Here is a 20,851-nt window from a genome sequence, read left to right as displayed (position 1 = left end):
CCGACCGTCGGCCCGTGACCGCAGGCACGTCAGTCGGTGACCGCAGGCCCCTCAGCCGGTGACCGTGAACCAGGTCGAGCGCGACTTCTGCCACTCCGGGTACGAGAGGTCCTTCGCCTCGGTGCCGTCGCCGTACAGGTCGGCCGCGCCGTCGTCGGTGATCAGCTGGGCGCGGGCGCCCGAGGCCGTCAGGTCCGGTACGTCGACGACCGCCTCCCAGGCGCCCGGGTCCGTGGTCGGCAGGTCGCGCAGCTTGACCGGCCGGTCGGCCGCGTTGCCGGTCCAGGAGTAGAGGGCGTACGGGTCGGAGTTGTCGTCGGCGGCCCAGGAACCGGCCACGATCAGATACTGGTTCGCCGCGTTCTTGCGGATGTCGCGCACCGAGAGGCCGCCGAGGTCCAGCTCGATCGGCGTGCCGAAGGTGGCGGCGGTGCCGTTCGCGACCACCTTGTCGATGTTGGTGACCGGCACGAGCAGCGCCTTGCCGCCCTCCACCGCCGGGGCGAGCGGCGCCCGGAAACCGAGATACGCCGTGGTCGTGGAGCCCGGCGCGAACTCCAGCCCCTCCACGTTGAACCCGTCGATCTCCTTGGGGATCTCGCCGTCCGCGGTGCCCGCCGCGAAGCCGTACCGGTTCCCGTTCGCCTTGTCCCACGCCACCAGGTTGTCGCGCAGCTTGCCGTACGAACTGCCGTAGGAGAGCGTCGTGTTGGCGCCCGTGCCGGTCACCTTCGTGGTGAAGACCGTGTTGCGGGCCGACTTGTACTCGCCGTCCTTGTTGTTGCCGAGCGAGCCGGTCCAGTAGATCGTGTCGCCGACGCGGGCCGCGCCCTCGATGTCGATCTCCTTGTCGACGCCGATGTCGTTGCCGAAGTCCCAGGTCTTCACAGGCGCGCCCGAGGCCGAACGGTCGTACAGGCGAAGGACGTTGGACTCGTCATCCGCTACGACGGCATAGCCGCCACCCACGTCGACCGCGGCGGAGGCGTCGCTGGAGCCGGTGAAGTAGCGGGTGTCCGTGGGCTGTTGGACCGACGCCGAGGCCGCGTAGTGCAGGGTCTTCGTGGCCGTCTTGCCGCCGAGGCCCGTGACCTTCACCGTCAGGTCGGTGTAGCCCTGCGCGGCCGCCGTGACGGCGAGTTGGCGGGTGGCGCCGGTGCCGGACACGGTCACCGCGCTCGCCGGCGCCACGGACGTCTTGCTGCTCTTGCTGGCCGCGACCGTCAACGCGCTGACGTCCGCGCCGCTCTGAGCGACCGTCACCTGGACCGTCGGATCGCCGACCGCGCCCACCGCGCCGGAAAGGTAGGTGGCCGAGAGGGAGATGGTCGGTGTGCCGTAACTCGCCGCGTGCGCCTGGCTGTTGCCCAGGCTCAGGGCGGCGAGAGCGAGGCAGGTGCCCGCCACGGCGACCGTCCTGCGCCCACTGGTGAAAATGTAGTCCTGCACGGGGACCCCTTCGTCGGCTCGGTGTCGACGAGAAGGTTCAGCGGATCTCACCAACTCCGCGGGGTGTGGGCAGGTCTCGGGGGTGAACAGCTGCGGACGGGCCGAGGGAGCGTTCCATGACCCGGGCCAGGTGGCGGGTGAAGACCTGCCGCGTATCGGGGGTGAGCGTGCGCAGCGCCACCAGCGCGGTGATCACGACGTCGCACAACTCGCCCTGTACGTCGTCCCAGGTGTGGGAGGCACCCTTGCGCGGGTTCTGGCCGGTCGCCCCGATCACCGCCTCGGCGACCTCGCCGACCTCCTCGGACAGCTTCAGCATGCGCAGGAGCATGCCTTCACGGCCGTCGAGGGGCTGCTCGGCCTCCAGCCAGGTCCACAGGTCGTCGATGCCGGCCCAGAGGTCGGGGGACCGGTCCTTCTGCTCACTCATGGACCCAGCCTGCCATCACCGCCGTGCCCGTCCCCGCCCGTGCCTACTCGTCGAACAACGTCTCCTGCCCGAACTCCGCCGCCTCCCGCACCCGCCTGTTCCGCAGGCCCACCACCACGGCCGTAGCCGCCCCCGTCACCGCGAGCGCTGCCGGGACCATCCAGCCACGGTTCACCGCGTGCCCGAGCACGTGGTCCAGGGAGATGCGGCCCGGGCCCGTGACCGCGAGGCCGGCCGCGGTCAGGGCGAGGGAGGCCGCGTACTCGTAGCCGCCGGCCGCCGCGAAGAAGCCGTTGGGCGCGTGCACGGCGGCGGCTCCCGTCATCGCGCCGGCCGCCGCCGCGCCCGCCGCCGGGGTCGCCAGACCCAACGCGAGCAGGGCGCCGCCGCCCGCCTCCGCGAGCCCCGCCATCGCGGCACTCTGCTTCCCCGGCGCGTACCCCATCGCCTCCATGGCCGCGCCGGTGCCCTCGATCCCGCCCCCGCCGAACCAGCCGAACAGCTTCTGCGCGCCGTGCGCGGCCAGCACGCCGCCGGTACCCAGCCGGAGCAGCAGCAGGCCCAGATCTTGTCGGTCGTAACAGGTCACGGTGACTCCCTGATCAGGCGGCGGGGACGGTCCCTCCACGGTCGCACCCCGGACGCGGGGCGGGCCTGCGCAGACCGCCGTTCGGGTGGCGGCCCCCGGGGAACGGTGTGAGTCTGACCGGCATGACGATTCAGACAGCCAAACTCAGCGATCCGGCGGTCCGGGCGTTCGTCAGCGCCGTCAACGCCCATGACCGCGACGCCTTCCTGGCACTGCTCGCGCCGGACGCGACGATGGCGGACGACGGCTCCGACCGTGACCTCGCCGAGTGGATCGACCGGGAGATCTTCTCCTCCCACGGCCACATGGAGGTCGACCGCGAGTCCGACGGCGGCCGCGCCCTCCTCGCCCGCTACTCCAACGACGCGTGGGGCGAGATGCGCACCCGGTGGAGTTTCACGGTCGGCGAGGACGGCAGGATCGCCCGCTTCGAGACGGGCCAGGCCTGACCGCCGTAAAAAAGAGGCTTCTCCCGACGGGATGTGAGCCCCTGTGTGAAAGCCCTTGACCTGAAGTGCGCTCCAACTCCTAGTGTCCCCAGGCATGGAGACGAAGTCGAACATCAGGACCCTCGGCCGCAGCGGTATCGACGTGAGCGCTCTCGGCTTCGGCTGCTGGGCCATCGGCGGTGAGTGGCAGGACGTGAGCGGGCAGCCGCTCGGCTGGGGCAAGGTCGACGACGAGGAGTCCGTACGGGCGGTCCGGCGCGCCCTCGATCTGGGCGTCACGTTCTTCGACACCGCCGACACCTACGGCGCGGGGCACAGCGAACGCGTCCTCGGCCGTGCGCTCGGCAAGCGCCGTGCCGATGTCGTCGTGGCCACCAAGTGGGGCAACGTCTTCGACGAGGAGACCCGCACCCTCACCGGCGCCGACGACTCCCCGGAGTACGCCCGCCGCGCGCTGACCGCATCCCTGAAGCGCCTCGACACCGACCACATCGACCTGTACCAACTGCACCTGTCCGACGCGGACTTGGGACGGGCGGCCCAACTCCGGGACCAGTGCGAGGAGTTCGTGCGTGAGGGGCTCATCCGCGCCTACGCCTGGAGCACCGACGACCCCGCCCGCGCCGCCGTCTTCGCCGAGGGGGAGCACTGCGCGGCCGTGCAGCACGCGGCGAACGTGTTGCAGGACGCCCCTGAAATGTTCGCGCTGTGCGAGGAGTTGGGCCTGGCCAGCATCAACCGCAGCCCCCTCGCGATGGGCCTGCTCACCGGAAAGCAGGCGCCGGGACGGGAGTTGGAGGCCGGCGACATCCGCAACACGCCCCCGGCCTGGATGCAGGGCTTCAAGCAGGGCGCGGGCGCCGACGAGGACTACGTCGCCCGCGTCGAAGCCCTGCGCGAGATCCTGACCTCCGAGGGCCGTACCCCGGCCCAGGGCGCCCTCGCCTGGCTCTGGGCCCGCAGCCCGCGCACCGTACCGATCCCCGGCTTCCGCTCGGTCACCCAGGCGGAGCAGAACGCGGGCGCGATCGCGAAGGGGCCGCTCACCGCGGAGCAGTTGGCGGAGGTCGACCAGGTGCTCGGGCGGTGAGCGGACGACGGGACCGTCTCCGGGGGCGGTAGTCCTGGATCGTGGGCCCGCGCAGCCGCACACGCCGAGCAGAGCGCGGGCGCGATCGCGAAGGGGCCGCTCACCGCGGAGCAGTTGGTCGAGATCGACCGCGTGCTCGGCAGGTGAACGGCCCCGACGGGACCAACAGGTGGGCTCAGTAACCCTGGTTGCCGTGTTCCGCGTACTGCTGCTGAGGGGTGAACCGGCCGCCCCGGCCCTGTTCGGTCAGCCTGATCTGGCCGGCCTTGATGGTCGCCAGGCGCGGTGCGCGGCGGGCGATCGACGAGTCGTGGGTGACCATGATGAAGGTCAGCCCGTACTCGTGCCAGAGGCCTTCGAGCAGGCCCATGATGTCGTCGCGGGTGCCCTCGTCGAGGTTGCCGGTGGGCTCGTCGGCGAGGAGCACCTTCGGCTTCTTGACCAGCGCGCGGGCGATCGCGACGCGCTGCTGCTGGCCGCCGGAGAGTTCGGACGGGGCGTGCTTCAGCCGGTCGCCGAGACCGACCGACGAGAGCGCCTCGGCGGCCCGCTCGCGGCGCTCGGCCGGCTTGACGCCGAGCGGCACCAGGGCCGTCTCGACGTTCTCCTGCGCGGTGAGCGTCGGGATGAGGTTGAAGGACTGGAAGATGATGCCGATCTTCTCGGCCCGCAGCCGGGTCAGCTTGGCCTCGCTGATGGTGGCGAGGTTGACGCCGTCCAGCTCGACACTGCCCTCGGAGGGGCGGTCCAGGCCGCCGATCATCTGCAGCAGCGTCGACTTGCCGCCGCCGGTGGGGCCCTGGATGACGAGCTGGTCGCCGTCCTCGATCGTGAGGTCGACGCCGCGCAGCGCCTCGACCGTCTCCTTGCCCCGCGAGTAGCGCTTGGTGACGCCGGTGAGCTTGTACATGGAATCTCCGTCGTGAACGTCTGTGAAGAAGAGGGTCGGGGCGCCGCCTCTCGGGGGGAGTGGAGGCGGCGCCCCGGATCAGGGGGATACGGCCGGTCGGCTACGACACGCTGCGCAGCGCGTCCGCCGGACGCATCCGCGAGGCACGCCAGCCGCCCATCGCGCCGGCGATCAGACCGCCGGTGACGGCCAGGCCCACCGCGAGGGCGATCGTGGTCAGCGAGACCGGCGCGTTCAGGGCGATCTCCAGGGTGTTGGAGGTGGCCTGCTGGCCGGGACCGCCCTGGCCGCCGCCGGGGCCGCCGCCCTGGCCGCCACCGCCGCCGGTGGAGCCGAGCTGCGCGGTGAGCTTGGGGCTGATCGCGGTGACCGTGTAGGCCGCCAGGAGGCCCAGCGCGATACCGAGACCGCCGCCGATCAGACCGTTGACCATGGACTCGCCGACGACCTGCCGGGTCACCCTGCGGCTCGGCCAGCCGAGCGCCTTCAGCGTGCCGAACTCACGTACCCGGCGGGAGACCGCCGACGAGGTGAGCAGCGCGGCGACGAGGAACGCGGCGATCAGGACCGCGATGGACAGCCACTTGCCCACGCTGGTCGCGAGGTTGGAGGCGGTGGACAGCGAACCGGAGACCGTGGACGCGAGGTCGGCGGAGGTGGTGACCGTCGTACCCGAGATGTTCTTCTGGATGGTCGTCTTGACGGCCGAGATCTGCTTGGAGTCGGTCGCCTTGACGTAGATCGTGGTGACCTTGTTCTTCGAGTCGCTCAGCGTCTGCGCCTGCTTCAGCGGCACGTACACGTCGATCGTGGACTCGCTGCTGTTGGGCGTCGCGATGCCGATGACCGTGAACTTGGTGCTGGAGATCTTGAAGGTCGAACCGACCTTGTACTTCTTCGTCTTGGCGTACGACTTGCTGACGATCGCGACCTTCGCGTTGGTCTGCGCGGTCGTGAAGGTCTTGCCGGTGGTGATCTTCGACGTGGACAGCGGGCCCAGCGTCTGGTTGGTGACGTCGATGCCCGCGACCGAGTACGAGTTCACGTTGAAGTTGGCGCCGCCGCCCTGGACCTGCGGCGCACCGGTGCTGCTGGTGCCGCTGCCGCCGGGGCCACCCTGCTGCGAGGACCCCGAAGAGCCGGACGTGGTGGAGGACTTCGCCTTGCCCTGGGTGAAGGAGCCGTCGACCTTGGTGACGTTCAGGGTGAGCGCGCCGACCGCCGTGGACACGCCCTTCTGCGAGCCGACCTTGGTGACCAGGGAGGACGCGAGGGCCTGACCGCCCTGCGTGTTCACCCGGTCCGAGCTCTGCGAGCTGCTGCTGGAGGAGGTGGCGCCGAACTTGAAGCTGGGACCCTGCGAGCTGCCGGCCTTGGGGGCCGACTGCGCCTTGGTCACGGTCATGTCGGTTCCGAGACCGTAAAGAGACTTGAGGACCTTGTCCTGAGCCTGATTCATGCCGGCCGACACCGAGTTGACGGTGATGACCAGCGCGATACCGAGCGCCAGACCCATCGCGATGACCAGGGCCGCCTTCTTGCGCCGGCCCAGCTCGCGCTTGAGATAGATGCCAAACATCCCATTCCCCAAAGGTTCTTGGCGCCCGCTGTGGGCGCGGCCACAAGCTATGGAGGAACCTTTGAGTCGACCTGAGTAAAGGATGTGTCTGGCCTGAGAAAAAGAGGCCCGAAATCAGAATTGCGTCAGACAGCTCATTCCTAAGCTGACGAGGGCTTCCTGCCAGGAAACCCCTGTTCAATGGCCTGCTGACATGGGCTGTCGATCATCCTTCCGGCGCCTCGCGACGGACCCCGCCGTGCACGCCCGCGCCCGCGTTTTGTACGGTCCCGGGATGCGCGATTCCTCTCGGCTCACCCGGCGTGCCGCTCTCGGCCTGACCGCCGCCGCTCTTCCCCTGGCGGCGGCCGCACCCGCGTCCGCGGCTACCGCGATCGGCGGTGAGCGGCTGGCCCGCGACGGGATCCAGGCCGGCGACGCCTCCACGCTGCCCAAGAAGCTCACGGCCCGCTCCTGGCTGATCGCCGACCACGAGACCGGCGAGGTGCTCGCCTCGTACCGCGCGCACCAGCGGCTCGCGCCCGCGTCCACGCTGAAGATGCTGTTCGCCGACACCGTGCTGGGGAAGTTCGAGCGGACCCGCACCTACCGGGTGACCGACGCCGACCTCGCCGACGTCCCCTCCGGCTCCAGCCTCGTCGGCGTGAAGCCCGGAATCCTGTACAGCGTCCACCAGTTGTGGCAGGGCGTCTTCCTTCGCTCCGGCAACGACGCCGTGCACGTACTGGCCCACATGAACGGCGGGATCGCGCGGACGGTCGCCGAGATGCAGGCCAAGGCGAAGGACCTCCAGGCCCTGGACACGCACGTGGTGAGCCCGGACGGCTTCGACCACCCCGGGCAGGTCTCGTCGGCGTACGACCTCACGCTCTTCGCCCGGCACGGGCTGCACGACGACGACTTCAGCTCCTACTGCTCGACCCGGACCGCGGACTTCCCGGCCGGCGGCAAGAAGACCTTCCAGATCCAGAACACCGACCGTCTGCTCAGCGGCGCCTACGGCCTGCGCCCGTACCGCGGCATCATCGGCGTGAAGAACGGCTACACCAGCCACGCCGGCAACACCTTCACCGGTGCCGCCACCCGCGACGGCCGTACCCTCCTGGTCACCGTGATGCACCCCGCGAACGGCGGCAACGAGGTCTACAAGGAGACCGCCGCGCTCCTCGACTGGGGCTTCGGCAAAGGGAGTTCGGCCCAGGCCGTGGGCACGCTGGTCGAGCCGCTGAGCGAGGGCGGGGCGACCGCGAGCCCGACACCGTCGGGGAAGGGCGCGAAGGGGGCGCCGGGCGCCACCGGAGCCGCCGCGTCCTCGTCGGACGGTCCCTCGCCCTGGCGGCTGCTGGAAGGCGCGGCGGGGACGGTCGCTGTGCTCGCGGGCGGCGCGTTCGCGTTGCGCAGGCGACGGGCGGCCGTAGCGGCGGCGAAGTCCCAGGAACTCGACGGGAGTTGATGTGACGCGACAGCCGCTCCACGGTCCGGTGCGTAACCCGCGGTCCCACGCGGGCTCCACCCCCACCCGGGTCGTGGAACGACTGTCGCCTCTCCCCCCTCGGTTTTGGTCCGCGGAACACAGCGCTCCCATATTGCGGAAGCCCCGTGCTCCAAGTGTGAAGCTTTGGTGGAGAGAGTTGAGCATAGGTCAGCAACCGGGCGCAATGGTGCGGATGGTCAAATTCCGTTTGTGCCAATCGACTTAGCCGCGCCCCACGTACGGCATCGCGGTCGCCAGCACCGTCGCGAACTGCACGTTCGCCCCCAACGGCAGCTCCGCCATGTGCCGCACGGTCCGCGCCACATCCGCGACATCCATCACCGGTTCCGGGGCGACCACCCCGTTGGCCTGCAACGCCCCGGTCTCCATCCGCGCCGTCATGTCGGTCGCCGCGTTCCCGATGTCGATCTGCCCGACCGCGATCGAGTACGGCCGCCCGTCCAGCGACAGCGACTTGGTGAGCCCCGTCAGCGCGTGCTTGGTCGCGGTGTAGGCCACGGAGTGCGGCCGAGGCGTGTGCGCGGAGATCGACCCGTTGTTGATGATCCGCCCGCCCTGCGGCACCTGCTCCTTCATCCGCTGGTACGCCGCCTGCGCACACAGGAACGCCCCGTTGAGATTGGTGTCCACCACGTGCCGCCACGCGTCGTACGGCAGGTCCTCCACCGCCACCCCACCGGGCCCGAAGGTCCCCGCGTTGTTGAACAGCAGATCCACCCGCCCGAACCGCTCCACGGCGGCGTCGAACAGCCCGTCCACGTCCTCCGGCCGCGCCACATCCGTCGCAACGGCGAGGGAGGCGCCCTCGGGCACCAGCGCGGCCGTCTCCTCCAGCGGTCCGGTGCGGCGGCCGGCCAGCGCCACCGACCAGCCCGCGCGCAGCAGTTCCACGGTGACCGCGCGCCCGATGCCGGAGCCGGCGCCGGTCACCACGGCGATCCTCGACGATTCCTCAGCGTTCATGGCCGCAGCCTACGAGTCACCCCTCCTGCGGGTACCGCACCCCGATCCGCTCCCGCACCGCGTCCAGCGTCCGCATCACCGCGAGGGTCCCCTCCAGCGGCACCAGCGGCGACTCGGTCTCCCCGGCCCGCACCGCCCGCATCACCTCGGACGCCTCGTGGCGCAGCGTGTTGCGCGGCCCGTCCGCCGGGTCGAGGACGAACTCCTCGGGGTCGCGCCCGTCCCGGTGCAGCACGAACCGCTCCGGGTGGAAGAAGCCGTCCGGGATGTCGATCCGCCCCAGCGAACCGGTCACCGACGCCGAGGTCCCCGTACCGCCGACGATCGAGCAGTGCAGCGCGGCCAGCGCGCCGCTGTCCCAGGTGAACAGCGCCGCCGTCTGCAGATCGGCGCCCTCGGGCGAGAGCACGGCCGACGCCTTCACGTCGGCGGGCTCACCGAGCAGCAGATGAGCGAACGACACCGGGTACACCCCGAGGTCCAGCAGCGCGCCGCCGCCCTGCGCCGGGTCGCGCAGCCGGTGTGCGGGCGGGAAGGGTCCCGCGAGCCCGAAGTCGGCCTGAACGGTGCGGACCTCACCGACAGCCCCGTCGTCGACAAGCGACTTGAGCCGCCGTATCAGCGGATGGCAGTACATCCACATGGCCTCCATCAGGAAGCTGCCGCGCTCGCCCGCCAGCGCGACAAGTTCCGTCGCCTCGCGGGAGTTCAGGGTGAAGGCCTTCTCGACGAGCACGTTCCGCCCGGCCTCCAGGCAGAGACCGGCGGCCGCGCGGTGCGCCGCGTGCGGGGTGGCGACGTAGACGACATCGATGTCCGCGTCGTTCGCCAGTGCGTCCCAGTCGCCGTAGGCCCGCTCGATCCCGAAACGTTCCGCGAAGGCCTTCGCCGAGGGCTCCGTCCGGGAGGCCACCGCGACCAGCTCGGCGTCCGGCAGATCGACGAGCTCCGCCGCGAACGCGGCCGCGATCCCGCCGGTCGCCAGGACTCCCCAGCGCACCCTCTGTTCCGTCATCGCGGCCCCACCCTCGCTCACCAGACCCTCGGCACCCTGTACGAGCTGAGAGCATAGGTGGCGGATCACTCGGAGAGGGAGGGGCACATGCCCGAGCAGGAGGCGCAGGCGCAGGCCGTGCCGCGGTCCGCCGTACCGTCGTCGCCCAAGGCGACCCGTCGCGCGGGCCTCTTCATGATCCTCGTCCTCGGCGGCCTCACCGCGACCCCGCCGCTGTCGATGGACATGTACCTCCCCGCGCTCCCGGCGGTCACCCGCTCCCTGCACGCACCCGCGGCGACCGTCCAACTCACGCTCACCGCCTGCCTGGCGGGCATGGCGCTGGGCCAGTTGGTGGTGGGCCCGATGAGCGACAAGTGGGGCCGCAGACGCCCGCTGCTGACCGGCCTCGCGGTCTACGTCGTGGCGACGGCCCTGTGCGCGGTCGCGCCGAACGTCGAATCCCTGGTCGCCTTCCGCCTGCTCCAGGGCCTGGCGGGCGCGGCCGGAATAGTGATCGCGCGGGCGGTCGTACGCGACCTGTACGACGGCGTGGCCATGGCCCGCTTCTTCTCCACCCTGATGCTGGTCTCCGGGGTGGCCCCGATCGTCGCGCCGCTGGTCGGCGGCCAGATCCTGAGGGTCACGGACTGGCGGGGGGTGTTCGTGGTCCTGACGTTCGTCGGGACGGCGCTCGCGGTCCTCGTCTGGACCCGCCTCCCCGAGACCCTCGCCCCGGCGGACCGCCACGCGGGCGGCACGGCGGAGGCCCTGCGCGGCATGCGCGCCCTCCTGGCCGACCTCCCCTTCACGGGTTACATGCTCACGGGCGGCTTCTCCTTCGCGGCGCTGTTCGCGTACATCTCGGCGTCCCCCTTCGTCGTCCAGGAGATCTACGGCGCGACCCCGCAGACCTTCAGCCTCCTCTTCGGCATCAACTCGGTCGGCCTGGTGGCGGTGGGCCAGATCAACGGAAAACTGCTGGTGGGCAGGGTCTCCATGGACAAGGTCCTGGGCGCTGGCCTGGCGGTGGTGCTGCTGGCGGCGACGGCGCTGCTGCTGATGGCCACGGGCGCGTTCGGGCAGGTGGGCCTGGTCCCGGTGGCGGCCGGTCTGTTCGTCCTGATGTCGGCGATGGGCGTGACGCTCCCCAACGCCCAGACCCTCGCGTTGATGCGCACGCGCCACTCGGCGGGTTCGGCGTCCGCGCTGCTGGGCACGTCATCCTTCCTGATCGGCGCGGTCGCCTCCCCGTTGGTCGGCATCGCGGGCGAGCACACCGCCGTCCCGATGGCGGTCGTCCAACTGGTGGCCGCACTGGTGGCGGTGGCCTGCTTCGTGGGAATGTGCCGTCCTTGGAACACACGTACGACCGCGGAGGGAGTGGGGAGCTGAGCGCCCCGAGACTGCGCAACGACACCCCGGAACGGGCCGGCCTCGACCCCGAGGAACTCCGCCACCTGGTCCGGCAGGTCCACGACCTCACCACCGGCGACCACCCCTGGGCGGCGGGCACCGTCGTGGTCGCCGGCCGCGGCCCGGTGATCGCCGTGGAGGAGGCGGCGGGCTGGGCCGTTCGCTACTCCGCCTACGACCCCGAGGCCGACCGGGGCGTCGAACTGCCACCGGCGTCCCGCGTCCCGACGACAGTGGACACCCCCTTCGACCTGGCCTCGGTCACCAAGCTGTTCACGGCGGTGGCCGCGATGCAGCAGATCGAGCGGGGCACGCTGGGCATAGACGCCAGGGTGGGCGCGTACCTGCCGGACTTCCGGGCCGCGGCCCGCCACGGCATCACCGTCCGCCAACTCCTCACCCACACCTCGGGCCTGCGCCCCGAACTCCCGCTCTACGACTGTGCCGACGACGCCGAACGCCTGTCGATGCTCCGAACGGAGGCGCCGGCGGGGGAGCCGGGCGAGTACGTCTACTCGGACCTGAACCTCCTCCTGCTCCAGTTCGTTCTGGAACGCATCAGCGGCCGCACACTCGACGTCCTCATCCACGACGGCATCACCCGCCCGTTGGGCATGACGTCCACGGACTTCGGCCCCTGCCCCGGCGCGGCGGCGACGGAGGACCAGCGCCGCCCATGGGCCAAGGCGGACCGGGGGATGCTGCGGGGTGTCGTCCACGACGAGAACGCGTGGGCGCTGGGTGGCGTGGCCGGTCACGCGGGCCTGTTCTCGACGGGCCGTGATCTGGCGGTCTTCTGCCGCACGTTGCTGGCGGGGGGTTCGTATGGGCCCGCCCGCATCCTGGGATCCGACTTCGTGGAGTTGTTGCTGACCCCGCCGGGGCTCGGCTTCGGGGTCGATCAGGCCTGGTTCATGGGGGAGTTGGCGGGGCGGGGGGCGGTGGGGCACACGGGGTTCACGGGGACGTCGGTGGTGCTGGATCCGGCTACGGACACGTTCCTGGTCCTGCTGGCCAACACCGTGCATCCGCGAAGGCGGGGGGCGGACAGTGGGCCTCGGGCGGCTGCGGGGACGCGGGTGGCTCGGGCGGTTAGAGGGTGAGAGGGGTGCGGGGTGGTGCCGGTTGTGTTGTGTGGTGCGGCCCGGTGGGGGCTGGTCGCGCGGTTCCTCGCGCCCCTTCGTAAGCGGGGCTGTGTTTGAGAGGTGCGGGTAGGGCGGGCTTTTTGAGCCGAGTTCTTCCATGCCCCGCCATGGGTGGTGGGTGGGCATAGGCCTCGGGGGTCTGGGGGCGGAGCCCCCAGGGACCTCGGCTGGAGCCCCGGGGCACTTAGAATCGGCGGGTGAACGACCCCGTGGCCCCGGCCGAAACCCTCCGTACCGCTCTGGCCCGCCTGCTCGACGGGCTTCCGCCCAGGCAGGCCGCCGGGGCTGTGGAGCGGCTGATCGCCAGTTACCGGGGTGCCACCCCGACCGACGCCCCGATCCTGCGGGACCGTGCGGACGTGGCGGCCTACGCGGCGTACCGGATGCCGGCGACTTTCGAAGCCGTACGTTCCGCGCTGGACGCCTTCGCGGACGCCGTACCCGACTGGGCCCCGCAGGGACACGTGGACGTCGGCGGCGGGACCGGTGCCGCCACCTGGGCCGTCGCCGCCACCTGGGACGGTGATCGCCCGGTGACCGTCCTCGACTGGGCCGAGCCCGCGCTCGCCCTGGGGAAAGAGATCGCCGCCGCCAACCCGGCGCTGAGCAAGGTCAGTTGGCGGCGCGCACGGATCGGATCCGCGCTCACCCTCGACCCCACCGACCTCGTCACCGTCTCCTACGTCCTCAACGAACTCACCGCCCCCGACCGAGCCACCCTCGTCGACGCCGCCGCATCCGCAGCCCAGGCCGTCGTGATCGTCGAAGCAGGCACCCCCGCCGGTTACGCCCGCGTCATCGAGGCCAGGGACAGACTCATCGCCGCCGGTTTCCACATCGCCGCCCCCTGCCCCCACAGCGCCGCCTGCCCGATCACCCCCGGCGAGGACTGGTGCCACTTCTCGGCGCGGGTCAGCCGTTCCTCCCTGCACCGCCAGGTCAAGGGTGGCTCCCTGCCGTACGAGGACGAGAAGTTCAGCTACGTGGCCGCCGCCCGCTTCCCCGTCGAACCCGCCCCCGCCCGCGTCGTACGCCGCCCGCAGATCCGCAAGGGACAGGTACTCCTCGACCTCTGCGAGACCGACGAGCAGCTGCGCCGGACGACGGTCACCAAACGCCACGGCGACCTGTACAAGGCGGCCCGGGACACGAACTGGGGCGACCCCTGGCCGCCGTACACCTCACAGCCGTAGAACCGCAGGTGGCCTTGAAGGCCGTAAATCCCGCCAAATCGTCTGATAGCCGCTGATCCGGGTCTCGGTGTGTCTCGTCCCACCCACCCCGGATGCGGGGTCCCGCCTCTCAAGGCGCAGGATGGTGGGACCATAGGGGAAGTTCTCCGCACAACGGCAGGGCTTCGCACGACGGCAGGGCAAGACGGCAAGGCGACAACAGCAGGGCGAGGAGATAGATGAGCGCGACGTTCGGTGGCCGGACCGGTCGGCAGGGCAGACTCTCCTCGTGGCTGCGTGGACGCCGCCCGCAGGAGGCCCCCGACGACGGCAGCGGACGCGAGGCGCTGCTGCTGGCCGCCGCCGAGGCCGGGCTGCCGCTCGCCCCCGCCGCGCACCCGGCTCCGGGCTACCGATGTTCGTGCGACCGTGTGGGCTGCCCCACACCGGCCCGGCATCCCGTGTCGTTCGCCTGGCAGACGCAGTCCACGACCGACCGCGCCCAGATCGAGCGCTGGGCCCGCCACCAGCCGCAGGCCAACTTCATCACCGCGACCGGCATGGTCAACGACGTCCTGGACGTACCCCTCGAAGCGGGCCACGAGGCACTGGAGCGGCTGCTCGCCGCCGGTGTCGAGGTCGGCCCGGTCGCCGCGAGCGACGACGGACGGCTGCTCTTCTTCACCCTCACCCGCGGCACCCCCGAGGACGAGGACGAGTGGTGGCCGTGCGAACTGGACTGCCACCCCGAGACGATGGACGAACACCCCGGCCTGCGCTGGCACTGCCGCGGCTCCTACGTCCTGGTCCCCCCGGCCCAACTCCCCGGCGAGAACCAGTCCGTTCACTGGGTACGCGGCCCCGAGCATCCCCTGCCCGACCCGCTGACCCTCCTCGAAACCCTCACGGACGCCTGCGCCCGCCACGCGGGAGCGGAACCGGACCACGCGAACTCGGCCTGGCCGCTGGGCCGTTGACCTCCTGAGGTCAGCCGCCCTGCGCGGAGGTCAGCCCCTCGATCCGCCCCAGCACCGACACCTTCCCGCCCCGCTTCGGGTCCAACGCCACCTCGTTCGAGATGAGTTGAAGGGTGAGGGACTGCTCCACCTCACCCGTCGTCAGCGCCTGTACGTCCTTGTTCTGCGTCGGCACCGACGTGCCCTCCGCCGCGGTCTCCTTCTGGAAGTACCGCGTGGTGAAGAACACCAGTGCCCCGCCGTCCGCCGTACGCAGCGCCAGCGGCGCGTAGTCGCCGCTCGTCAGCGGCTGGTCGAGGAACTGGACGGCCAGGCCGGGCTTGGTGGCCTTCTCCCGGTCCGCACGCCACGCACTGGTGTGCGTCCCGTCCGCGAAGTCCGACCCACCGCTCTTCAGATACGTCGCATAGCTCTGGCTCAACTCGCCCGGCGCGACGGCCAGTTCGGTCGAGTTCGCCGGTACGGCCTCCGCCCAGCCGTCCTTGTCGGTCTTGAACTTCGGTACGGCACTGGGCGCGAGCAGCGTCAGATACGCCACCTGCCACGGCTCGGAGAGGTCGTTGCGGGTGAAGACCAGCAACCACCGGGCCCCGCCACCCTTGTTGGCGGCGGTGTCGGCCACGAACCAGCGCGGCCAGCCGGCCTTCTTCGGGATGGTGAACTTCGCGTCCGTCAGCTCCAGCGGCGAGTAGTTCGCGTTCCCGGACGGCGAGTTGGTGTGCCCCGCCTTCAGCCGCGCCGCGTCGATGTCACCGAGCGCGCCGGTGACATGAGCGGCGTCCAGCGAACTGTCGTACGCCTTGTCGGCCGCGTTGTACGCGGTCGTGAACTGCTGGAGCGCCGTCGCGGCCTCGGCGCGGGTGGTGGCCGGGAGGACCTCCCGCTCGCCGTGGACCACCACGCAACCGCTCGCCGTCAGCGACAAAGCGGTCACCGAGGCCGCTATCAGTACGCGCCGGTCAAGCCTGCGGAGCCTTCGAGGGCTGCGATCCCTGCTCATCAGGTGTCTTCACCTTCCCCTTCCCGGAGGCGAACCCTACCGGGGCGAAGAACAGGGCGAGCGTGGGGACCAGGTACAGCAGCCACACCGTGATCTGCAGGACCGTCGGGTCCGGCTGGAAGTTGAAAACGCCCTTCAGGAGGGTGCCGTACCAGCTGTCCGGCGGGATCGTGTCGCTGATGTCGAAGGCCAGCTTCGTCAGCCCCGGGAGCCAGTCGGCCTCCTGCAAGTCGTGGAAGCCGTATGCCAGTACACCCGCCGCGACGACGACCAGCATCGCCCCGGTCCAGGTGAAGAACTTCGCGAGGTTGATCTTCAGCGCGCCCCGGTAGAACAGCCAGCCCAGGAACACCGCCGTGGCCAGACCCAGTCCTACGCCGACCAGCGGGCGCGGGGTGCCGTCGCTCGCCGCGTGCACCGACGCCCACACGAACAGGGCGGTCTCCAGGCCCTCGCGGCCGACGGCGAGGAAAGCGGTGGCGACCAGCGCGCCCGTGCCCATCGCGAGGGCCGCGTCCAGCTTGCCGTGCAGTTCGGTCTTCAGGTGCCGGGCGGTGCGCCGCATCCAGAACACCATCCACGTCACCAGACCGACCGCGAGGATCGACAGCGACCCGCCGAGCGCCTCCTGCGCCTGGAACGTCATCTCCTGCGAGCCGAATTCGAGCGCGCAGCCGAAGCCCATCGCGATGAGCACCGCGACGACGATGCCGATCCAGATCGGCTTCAGCGCGTCCCGCCGGCCCGTCTTGACGAGATAGGCGATCAGGATGCAGACGACGAGACTGGCTTCCAGCCCCTCGCGCAGACCGATCAGATAGTTCGAGAACACGGTCTACGACTCCTTCGCGTCCTTGGAGAACAGCGTGCTGCCCCACCAGTCGTCCTTGTCACGGACGCCCGGCGGGACGGCGAAGACCGCCGAACCCACGTGCTGGATGTACTCGTTGAGCGCGTCGGACGCCGACAGCTTCCGCTGGAGCGGGATGAATCCCTTGCGTACGTCGCGCTGGTAGGCCAGGAAGAACAGGCCCGCGTCGAGACGGCCGAGGCCGTCGGTGCCGTCGGTGAAGGAGTAGCCCCGGCGCAGGATGGTGACCCCGCTGTTGGAGTCGGGGTGCGCGAGCCGGACGTGCGCGTCGGGCTTCATCGCCTTCAGGAAGGGCGCGTCGTGTTCCTTCGCCTTGCCGACCGGAGCGCCCTCGCCCTTGTCCCGCCCGAAGACGTCCTCCTGCTCCTGCAGCGAGGTCCGGTCCCAGGTCTCGATGTTCATCCGGATGCGCCGGGCGACGAGATACGAACCCCCGGTCATCCAGGCCGAGTTCGCGCTGTTGTCGCCCTCGCCCACCCACACGAACTTCTTCAGCCGGTCCGTCTCGGTCCCCGCGATGTTGCGGGTGCCGTCCTTGAACCCCATGAGATTGCGCGGGGTTTGAGCCCCCGGGGTCGTCGACGAGGTCTTCCCGAAGCCCAGTTGGGACCAGCGGATGGCGACCTTGCCGAAGCCGATACGGGCCAGGTTGCGGATCGCGTGCACGGCGACCTGCGGATCGTCCGCACAGGCCTGGACGCAAAGGTCCCCGCCCGTACGGGACTTGTCGAAGTTGTCGCCGGGGAACTGCGGCAGGTCGACCAGGGCTTCAGGACGACTGCCCTTGAGCCCGAAGTGGTCGAAGAACCCCGGCCCGAAGCCGATGGTGAGGGTCAGCCGCGAGGGTTTCAGCCCCAGCGCCTCACCGGTGTCGTCCGGCGGCGCCTCGGCGAGCCCGCCGTAGGCACCCTCGCCGACCGCGTGCCCACCGGTCATCCGGCGGGCGGCGGCCGTCCAGTCCTTCAGCATCCGCACGAACTCGGCGCGGTCGTCGGTCTTCACGTCGAACGCGGCGAAGTGGAGCCGGTCCTGCACGGGTGTGGCCATGCCGGCCTGGTTGGCGCCGTGGAAGGCGACCGCGGCACCGGTGTCGGCACCGGCCGGATCGACATCGTCGCCGACCCGGGTCATCGCCACCGCGCCACCGGCCGCGACGGCACCGAGCGCGAGCCCGGCACCGCCCCAGCCGATGAGCGAACGACGGGAGGGGCTCTCGGATTTCTGGGGCGTGGTCTCGGATTTCGGGGTCTCGGCCATGGTGATCCCCTACTTCACGACGGCGGCGGCGAGCTTGGACAGCGGCTCCGCAAGGGCGTTGACCGCGTCCGACAGCTCCTTGCGCTGGTCGGCGGTGACCTTGTCGTACGACACGAAGCCGTCCGAGGTCGAGCGGTACTTGTCGAGCAGCGTGTTCAACGCGGCGAACTGCTTGTCGAGTTCGGTGGTGAGGGCCGCGTCGTTCTTCCGCGCGACCGGCTTCAGCAGCTCGTACGCCTTCTGCGCGCCCTCGACATTGCCCTTGAAGTCGCTCAGGTCGGTGTGCGAGTAACGGTCCTCCTCACCGGTGACCTTGCCGGTGGCGACCTCGTCGAGGAGTTCCTTGGCACCGTTGGCCATGGAGGTCGGGGTGATCTCGGCCTTGCCGACGCGCTTCTGCCAGTCCTTCAGATCGGTGACCAACTCGGCGGCGAGGGCCTTCTGTTCGGCGCCGATCTTCTTGTCCTGCCACAGGGCCTTCTCCAGCGCGTGCCAGCCGGTCCACTTCTGGCCCTTCTCCAGGTCGTTGACGCGGGTGTCGGTCTTCGGGTCGATGTCCCCGAACGACTCGGCGATCGGCTCGGTGGCCTCCCAGCCGTAACGGGAGGGCGCGTAGGCGTTCTTGGCGGCGGTGAGGTCGCCCGCCTTGATGGCGTTGGCGAAGGTCTCCACCTTCGGGATCGTCGCGTCGGCCTGCTCCTGCGCGTACTCGCGGTAGGCGGCGACGGCCGCGTCCAGCTTCGGGTCGCGCTTGGCGACGCTGCCCCCGGTGACGGTCAGCTTCTGCCGCACACCGTGCCCCTTCATCCCCGGCCGGCAGGCGATCTCGTACGACCCCGCCTTCACTTCAGCGGTGAGCGTGTACTTCGTTCCCGGCCCGATGTTCTCCTTCTCGGAGACGATCCGGTCGTCCGGGAAGAGGATCTCGACCTCGGTCGCCTTCGAGCCGGTGTTCTCGATCTTCAGCGTGACCTGTCCGGCCGGGATCGACGTCGCCGAGGTCGTGCACTTGGAGTCGGCCGCGGTCACCTGGATCGCGTCGCCGTCCTTGGCGTCGCTCTTCGCGGTGCACGCCGTGACGGCGGTCAGTGCGGCCGCGGCGGCGACGGCGGTGGCGACGGGAAGTCGGACGGCACGCATGCAGGCTCCAAGCGGAAGTGTCTGGCGAGGCAGTGTGGTGAGGCTGCCCTAACTTACCTGAGGCTTACCTCAGTCCTACCCGCGCGGTCCGGTATTCACTGCCCACAGAAAAATCACAGACACGGCTTGATCTCGACGGCGGAAAACAAACGGCAAGTAATGGTCAAGAGAAGGTCAAGCGGGGCGTTTCGGTGCCACCACGACCGCCCCCGTGCGCGGATGCGGGAACACCTCACGGGCTCGCCCGGCAGCACCACCAACTCCGGTACGACGGGCTCGACTTCGGGCGCGGGCGTGGTGTTCGCGATGCGCAGGCGGCGTACGGAGGCGTAATCGGGTGTCGGGGCGGTCGTAGGTCCCCCAGACTGCTCCTCATGACCATGAAGAGGGGCCGCAGGGAACTGCTCGGGCCGGGCGGTCTCGTACTCGATGTGCGGGACCGTCCCGGCCTGCCTTCGTTGCGCTTCGAGACGGCGGAGGGCGGTTGTTCGCACGAGGGTCTCTTCGTGCACCGGCTCGAAGGCTTCCGCTCACCGTCGCCGCGCATCCGGTCGGACCTGATGAGAAACCCCGGCAACTGGATTCACCAGTACGCGCGTTGGCTGGAGGAGGCGAAGGAGGGCCCACTGCACGACGCACGCTGGTACCTCCGCGAGCGGCGCAAGTTCCCGGCGTACGTGGGTGGGGCGACTTCATGCGCGACTGGCCCGCCTGCCACCTCGACTGGTGCGCGGGAGGCTGGGAGGGCGTCGTACCGCTACGCCCGCTCTCGCCCACGGACGTGCCACGCGTGAAGGCCTACCGCAAGCACGTTCAGGAGGACACGCCCGCCCCCGTCCTCCTGTGGCGGGTGACGCCGTTCGACGGCTGGGCACTCCTCGACGGCCACGACCGTGCCGTGGCGGCACTGGCGGAGGGCAGGACCCCGCCGTGCGTCGTCCTGTACCGCGCACCGGACGACGAGGACTGGCGCCGCACCGCAGACGAGCTGACCGAGGCGCACGAACAACGCATGCGCCAGTTCGCGGAGCGCCCGCAGACCCCTGAGCGCCAACGGGCCGTCCTGGAAACGGCGTACGAGGACACGCTGTCCTCGCTGCCGTACGACGAGGCCCCCACCCTCACCTGGCCCCTCCCCGGTGGAGCCCCCACCTGGGATGACCTCGCCGCCCGCGCGGTGTTTGAATGCCCCCGTGACTGACTACGACGTACTGCGTGTCTTCTGCGGGCCCAGCGGCGGATACGGCAATGAACTCGGCGTCGTCCGCGAGGGTTCCGTCATGCCGGACCCGGACGAGCGGCAGGTGTTCGCCGGGAAACTCGGCTTCAGCGAGACGGTGTTCGTCGACGACCCCGAGCGCGGGGTCATCGACATCTACACCCCGACCACGCGCCTGCCCTTCGCCGGCCACCCCTGCGTCGGCACGGCCTGGCTCCTGGACATACCCGAACTGGTCACCCCCGCAGGCGTCGTGGGCGCCCGCCTGGACGGCGAGTTCAGCTGGATCGAGGCCCTCCCGGAGTGGGCCCCGCCCCGCACCCTGCGCCAGTACGCCACCGCCCCCGAGGTCGACGCCCTCCCCGTGCCCCCGCCCGGCGAGTGGATCTACGCCTGGGCTTGGGAGGACGAGGCAGCGGGCCGCATCCGCGCCCGAGCGTTCCCCGGCCGCGACGACGGCATCCACGAGGACGAGGCGACGGGTGCGGCGGCGTTGTTGCTGACCGACCAGCTGGGCCGGGCTCTCAACATCACGCAGGGCACGGGTTCCCAGATACTTACGGCGCCGCAGCCGGGGGGTTGGGTCGAGGTCGGGGGACGGGTGTTCCTGGAACGCTGACGGCTCCGTGACACCAACTCCTCCGTAATGGCGGCCACTTCACCACGCAGGCCGGCAATATACAGCCCGTCCGGCGCTTGAGGACGA

20 protein-coding genes are annotated in these 20,851 nt (G+C 70.5%); 9 read left to right on the top strand and 11 right to left on the bottom strand.

The window, feature by feature from the left end; translation table 11 throughout:
* Window positions 1-51 precede the first annotated feature (51 nt).
* The 3 genes from ACGFY9_RS23155 to ACGFY9_RS23145 are packed head-to-tail and all read right to left on the bottom strand — an operon-like array spanning window position 52 to window position 2,468.
* Window positions 52-1,449: a hypothetical protein gene (locus ACGFY9_RS23155; protein WP_393756894.1), complete on the bottom strand. Its 1,398-nt coding sequence runs from the start codon at window positions 1,447-1,449 to the stop codon at window positions 52-54.
* A 37-nt stretch (window positions 1,450-1,486) separates the two neighbouring features.
* Window positions 1,487-1,879 carry a MazG-like family protein gene (locus tag ACGFY9_RS23150; RefSeq protein WP_393756892.1) on the bottom strand — a complete coding sequence of 131 codons (393 nt, stop codon included), beginning with the start codon at window positions 1,877-1,879 and terminating at the stop codon, window positions 1,487-1,489.
* A 43-nt stretch (window positions 1,880-1,922) separates the two neighbouring features.
* Window positions 1,923-2,468 carry a DoxX family membrane protein gene (locus ACGFY9_RS23145; protein ID WP_393756890.1) on the bottom strand — a complete coding sequence of 182 codons (546 nt, stop codon included), beginning with the start codon at window positions 2,466-2,468 and terminating at the stop codon, window positions 1,923-1,925.
* Window positions 2,469-2,590: 122 nt separating this feature from the next.
* Between ACGFY9_RS23145 and ACGFY9_RS23140 the strand changes: the two genes are divergently transcribed.
* Window positions 2,591-2,917, top strand: coding sequence for a nuclear transport factor 2 family protein (locus ACGFY9_RS23140; protein ID WP_393756888.1), 327 nt, complete (start codon window positions 2,591-2,593; stop codon window positions 2,915-2,917).
* 94 nt (window positions 2,918-3,011) lie between these two features.
* Window positions 3,012-4,007, top strand: a complete 996-nt coding sequence (locus ACGFY9_RS23135) for an aldo/keto reductase (protein ID WP_393756886.1) — start codon at window positions 3,012-3,014, stop codon at window positions 4,005-4,007.
* 175 nt (window positions 4,008-4,182) lie between these two features.
* On the opposite strand, the gene ACGFY9_RS23130 is transcribed toward ACGFY9_RS23135, so the two are convergent.
* Both ACGFY9_RS23130 and ACGFY9_RS23125 read right to left on the bottom strand, forming a co-directional pair.
* Window positions 4,183-4,917: an ABC transporter ATP-binding protein gene (locus ACGFY9_RS23130; protein ID WP_393756884.1), complete on the bottom strand. Its 735-nt coding sequence runs from the start codon at window positions 4,915-4,917 to the stop codon at window positions 4,183-4,185.
* 100 nt (window positions 4,918-5,017) lie between these two features.
* Window positions 5,018-6,496: an ABC transporter permease gene (locus tag ACGFY9_RS23125; protein ID WP_393756882.1), complete on the bottom strand. Its 1,479-nt coding sequence runs from the start codon at window positions 6,494-6,496 to the stop codon at window positions 5,018-5,020.
* A 274-nt stretch (window positions 6,497-6,770) separates the two neighbouring features.
* On the opposite strand from ACGFY9_RS23125, the gene ACGFY9_RS23120 reads away from it, so the two are divergent.
* Window positions 6,771-7,949 (top strand): D-alanyl-D-alanine carboxypeptidase family protein, encoded by a 1,179-nt coding sequence (locus tag ACGFY9_RS23120; protein WP_393756880.1) that lies wholly within the window; start codon window positions 6,771-6,773, stop codon window positions 7,947-7,949.
* 243 nt (window positions 7,950-8,192) lie between these two features.
* Here ACGFY9_RS23120 and ACGFY9_RS23115 read toward each other — a convergent pair whose 3' ends face one another.
* Together ACGFY9_RS23115 and ACGFY9_RS23110 are read right to left on the bottom strand one after the other, a co-directional pair.
* Window positions 8,193-8,954: an SDR family oxidoreductase gene (locus ACGFY9_RS23115; protein ID WP_393756878.1), complete on the bottom strand. Its 762-nt coding sequence runs from the start codon at window positions 8,952-8,954 to the stop codon at window positions 8,193-8,195.
* A gap of 16 nt (window positions 8,955-8,970) precedes the next feature.
* Window positions 8,971-9,969, bottom strand: a complete 999-nt coding sequence (locus ACGFY9_RS23110) for a Gfo/Idh/MocA family protein (protein WP_393756876.1) — start codon at window positions 9,967-9,969, stop codon at window positions 8,971-8,973.
* A gap of 87 nt (window positions 9,970-10,056) precedes the next feature.
* On the opposite strand from ACGFY9_RS23110, the gene ACGFY9_RS23105 reads away from it, so the two are divergent.
* From ACGFY9_RS23105 to ACGFY9_RS23090, 4 genes are all read left to right on the top strand, one after another.
* Window positions 10,057-11,343, top strand: coding sequence for a multidrug effflux MFS transporter (locus ACGFY9_RS23105; RefSeq protein ID WP_393756874.1), 1,287 nt, complete (start codon window positions 10,057-10,059; stop codon window positions 11,341-11,343).
* A complete protein-coding gene (locus ACGFY9_RS23100; protein WP_393756872.1) occupies window positions 11,295-12,467 on the top strand; it encodes a serine hydrolase domain-containing protein in 1,173 nt (390 codons plus the stop codon). Before ACGFY9_RS23105 ends, ACGFY9_RS23100 begins: the two co-directional genes overlap by 49 nt.
* A gap of 239 nt (window positions 12,468-12,706) precedes the next feature.
* Window positions 12,707-13,702, top strand: a complete 996-nt coding sequence (locus tag ACGFY9_RS23095) for a small ribosomal subunit Rsm22 family protein (RefSeq protein ID WP_393756870.1) — start codon at window positions 12,707-12,709, stop codon at window positions 13,700-13,702.
* Between the two features lie 218 nt (window positions 13,703-13,920).
* The gene (locus ACGFY9_RS23090) at window positions 13,921-14,658 is read left to right on the top strand and encodes a bifunctional DNA primase/polymerase (RefSeq protein WP_393756868.1); all 738 of its coding nucleotides are present in this window, start codon (window positions 13,921-13,923) and stop codon (window positions 14,656-14,658) included.
* Between the two features lie 10 nt (window positions 14,659-14,668).
* On the opposite strand, the gene ACGFY9_RS23085 is transcribed toward ACGFY9_RS23090, so the two are convergent.
* From ACGFY9_RS23085 to efeO, 4 genes are read right to left on the bottom strand one after another with little or no spacing between them, the layout of a single operon-like run.
* The gene (locus tag ACGFY9_RS23085) at window positions 14,669-15,658 is read right to left on the bottom strand and encodes a hypothetical protein (protein ID WP_393756866.1); all 990 of its coding nucleotides are present in this window, start codon (window positions 15,656-15,658) and stop codon (window positions 14,669-14,671) included.
* A complete protein-coding gene (efeU, locus tag ACGFY9_RS23080) occupies window positions 15,618-16,490 on the bottom strand; it encodes an iron uptake transporter permease EfeU (protein WP_393756864.1) in 873 nt (290 codons plus the stop codon). The genes ACGFY9_RS23085 and efeU overlap by 41 nt, the downstream gene beginning before the upstream one ends.
* A gap of 3 nt (window positions 16,491-16,493) precedes the next feature.
* A complete protein-coding gene (gene efeB / locus ACGFY9_RS23075; protein ID WP_393756862.1) occupies window positions 16,494-17,786 on the bottom strand; it encodes an iron uptake transporter deferrochelatase/peroxidase subunit in 1,293 nt (430 codons plus the stop codon).
* A 9-nt stretch (window positions 17,787-17,795) separates the two neighbouring features.
* Window positions 17,796-18,926: an iron uptake system protein EfeO gene (efeO, locus tag ACGFY9_RS23070; RefSeq protein ID WP_393756860.1), complete on the bottom strand. Its 1,131-nt coding sequence runs from the start codon at window positions 18,924-18,926 to the stop codon at window positions 17,796-17,798.
* Between the two features lie 694 nt (window positions 18,927-19,620).
* Here efeO and ACGFY9_RS23065 point away from each other — a divergent pair.
* The gene (locus ACGFY9_RS23065) at window positions 19,621-20,127 is read left to right on the top strand and encodes a hypothetical protein (RefSeq protein WP_393756858.1); all 507 of its coding nucleotides are present in this window, start codon (window positions 19,621-19,623) and stop codon (window positions 20,125-20,127) included.
* The gene (locus ACGFY9_RS23060; RefSeq protein ID WP_393756856.1) at window positions 20,120-20,764 is read left to right on the top strand and encodes a PhzF family phenazine biosynthesis protein; all 645 of its coding nucleotides are present in this window, start codon (window positions 20,120-20,122) and stop codon (window positions 20,762-20,764) included. The genes ACGFY9_RS23065 and ACGFY9_RS23060 overlap by 8 nt, the downstream gene beginning before the upstream one ends.
* Window positions 20,765-20,851 lie beyond the last annotated feature (87 nt).

This window comes from Streptomyces sp. NPDC048504, assembly GCF_043200035.1.
Classification (GTDB): Bacteria; Actinomycetota; Actinomycetes; order Streptomycetales; family Streptomycetaceae; genus Streptomyces.
This window is presented reverse-complemented; position numbering and strand designations above follow the sequence as displayed.